The sequence below is a fragment of the Jannaschia formosa genome, from assembly GCF_003340555.1.
Classification (GTDB): Bacteria; Pseudomonadota; Alphaproteobacteria; order Rhodobacterales; family Rhodobacteraceae; genus Jannaschia; species Jannaschia formosa.
Map to the genome: position 1 here is coordinate 1 of NZ_QPLJ01000096.1, position 1,176 is coordinate 1,176.

Annotated in this window: 1 protein-coding gene; it reads left to right on the top strand. The window is 63.3% G+C overall.

The genetic code is table 11. The features are described from left to right. Positions 1-1,176, top strand: a 1,176-nt coding sequence (locus DR046_RS22955) for a calcium-binding protein (RefSeq protein ID WP_135227405.1), incomplete at both ends; no start/stop codon positions are given.

Consider the following 1,176-nt stretch of genomic DNA (forward strand, 5'->3'; position numbering starts at 1 on the left):
ACGGAGGACGACTCGCTTATCGGCGGCGAGGGGTCCGACACGATTTTTGGCGGCGACGGCAACGACTTGATCGGAGACTATTCGAACGACGGCACGGACTCCATCGACGGCGGCGCGGGCAACGACACGATCAGGGATTTGTACGGCCAGAACACGATTCTGGGCGGCGATGGCGACGACTTCATCCAGGCGGCCTCGGGCCCATCCGTGGATGGCGGCGACGGCAATGATTTCATCGACGTCTACCCCGATTTCGAGGGGATCGCGGAGACGAACTCCTCGAACGTGACAGTCACTGGCGGACTCGGGAACGACACCATCCGGGTCCTTAGCTACGGCAACAACTACACCAACGAGTTGCGGGTCGATGGCGGCGCCGGCAACGACTCGATCAGCGGGTCGGGCCGCACCAACGGGGCGCTGGAAACGCTGGTGGGCGGCGACGGCGACGACACTCTGCGCGGCAACAACGGCGACGACCTGCTGCAGGGCGACGCGGATAACGACCAGCTCTTCGGCGATGCCGGCAACGACACGCTGGAAGGCGGGGCGGGAGAGAACACGCTGGACGGCGGCACCGGAAACGACAGCCTCATGGGCGGTATCGACGACGACGAGCTGACTGGCGGCACGGGCGACGACACGATCGACGGCGGTGGGACGACCGGCGACACGGCCTTCTTCGCCGGCTCGATTGCGAATTACATCATCACCACGACTGCAACCCTGGGTGAGGCGACGGTTCAGGATACCGTCGGATCGGACGGCACCGATACAATCACGAATGTCTCCATCCTGCGCTTCACGGATGGCGACGTGGTGATCGGTCCTAACCCCGGCATTACCGATACGGGTGATGAGTTTGCGAATTTGCTGACAGGCACATCCGGCGACGATACGCTGAGCGGCCTTGATGGTAACGACACTCTTGACGGTCTGGCCGGCAACGACACCCTGCTGGGCGGGGCGGACAACGACTCGATCGTCGGGGGGCTAGGAAGCGATACGCTCGAGGGGGAAGGTGGCGATGACACACTTCTCGGAGGTGCTCAGAACGACACGATTTTTGGCGGCGACGGCAACGACTTGATCGGAGACTATTCGAACGACGGCACGGACTCCATCGACGGCGGCGCGGGCAACGACACGATCAGGGATTTGTACGGCCAGAACACG